Consider the following 1,393-nt stretch of genomic DNA (forward strand, 5'->3'; position numbering starts at 1 on the left):
CGCCCTCGAAGCGAGGCGGCGCAGCCGCGAGTCTCGAGGGCGGAAAGCAGGGACCAAGGGGGCCGAAACCCCGCGCGCGTCAGCGCGCCAAGAACTCAGCCGTGGAGCCGCCCAAGGGCATGGCGGGGAGGCCGAGTTTGCGGTGGTCCCAGCTGCGGATGCGGTCGGGGACGACGCGGACCGCGACACGTTTGTTGAGCATGCCTTCGACGTATTCGCGCATATCGTCGGTGTAGGGGCCGGTGTAGCGTTCCCAGACGCTGACGCCGACGGCGAATAGTTTCTCGGGGTCGTCGATGATCTCGGCGCGACCCTCGATGGCGACTCCGCGCAGGGTGTCGTAGGTGTCGCCGGCTTCGACCATGCAGGTGATGGTGGGGTCGCGGCGCAGGTTCACGGCCTTCTGGGATTTGCCCTTCGTCTCGAACCAGAGTTCGGGGATGGCGCCGGGGTTGTCCGGATCGGCGATCAGCGCGTACCACATGGCGGTGAGGTGCGGTTTTCCGTTGGCGCCGAGTGAGGCCAGGGTGGCCACGCGGCTCCGGCCGAGGAATTCGGCGATCTCGGTGTCGGTCATCACGATCTGCGACCGTTGGTTCACTCCCATTCGGTCACCATAAGTGACGGCGACCGCCCGCCGCCGGGAGCCGCTGATACCGGCCGCCGGGGCAGTGGCGGTGCGGGCGCGTTCAGAGTCTGCGGTGCAGGGCATCGGCGGCCGCGACCAGGTCGGCGGCCCAGCGGGCGCCGGGTCGGCGGCCCATCCGATCGATCGGGCCGGATACCGAGATCGCGGCGACCACGGCGCCCTGCTGGTCGCGGACGGGAGCGGATACGCTCGCGACCCCCGCCGCGCGTTCTCCGGCGCTCTGTGCCCAGCCGCGTTTGCGTACCTCGGCGAGGGTGCGTTCGGTGAAGGCCGCGTCGGTGAGGACCGCGCGCTGGAGGTCGGAATCGCCCCAGGCGACCAGGACCTTGGCCGCGGATCCGGCGGTGAGCGGTAGACGGGAGCCGATGGGGACGGTGTCGCGTAGGCCGGCGGGTGGTTCCAGGGCGGCGACGCAGACGCGTTCCTTACCCTCGCGGCAGTACAGCTGGACACTCTCGCCGGTGATCTCACGGAGCCGCGGCAGAATGGTGGTGGCGGCCTCGAGCAGGGGATCTGCCGCGCCGGCCGCGAGTTCGGCGAGGGCGGGACCGGGCCGCCAGGCCCCGGATCCGTCCCGGGCCAGCAGCCGGTGTGTTTCCAGACCTACGGCCAGCCGGTGCGCGGTGGCGCGGGGCAGGCCGGTGCGCTCGCAGAGCTCGTTGAGACCGCAGGGCCGTTCGGCGACCGCGTACAACACTGCCACCGCTTTGTCCAGGACGCCGATACCGCTATGCTGTCTCATAC

Annotated in this window: 2 protein-coding genes; both read right to left on the reverse strand. The window is 70.6% G+C overall.

The window, feature by feature from the left end; all coding sequences use genetic code 11:
* Nucleotides 1-79: 79 nt before the first annotated feature.
* Entirely contained in the window at nt 80-607 is a 528-nt protein-coding gene (locus ACWDU1_RS32355; RefSeq protein WP_450004217.1) for a pyridoxamine 5'-phosphate oxidase family protein, read from the reverse strand.
* An 82-nt stretch (nt 608-689) separates the two neighbouring features.
* The gene (locus ACWDU1_RS32360) at nt 690-1,391 is read right to left on the reverse strand and encodes an IclR family transcriptional regulator (protein ID WP_450004218.1); all 702 of its coding nucleotides are present in this window, start codon (nt 1,389-1,391) and stop codon (nt 690-692) included.
* Nucleotides 1,392-1,393: the final 2 nt, after the last annotated feature.

This window comes from Nocardia sp. NPDC003345 (genome assembly GCF_053589395.1).

Bases quoted from the DNA above. Each gene is read 5' to 3' on its own strand.
- ACWDU1_RS32355 (WP_450004217.1), bottom strand. From the start codon at position 607: ATGGGAGTGAACCAACGGTCGCAGATCGTGATGACCGACACCGAGATC.
- ACWDU1_RS32360 (WP_450004218.1), bottom strand. From the start codon at position 1,391: ATGAGACAGCATAGCGGTATCGGCGTCCTGGACAAAGCGGTGGCAGTG.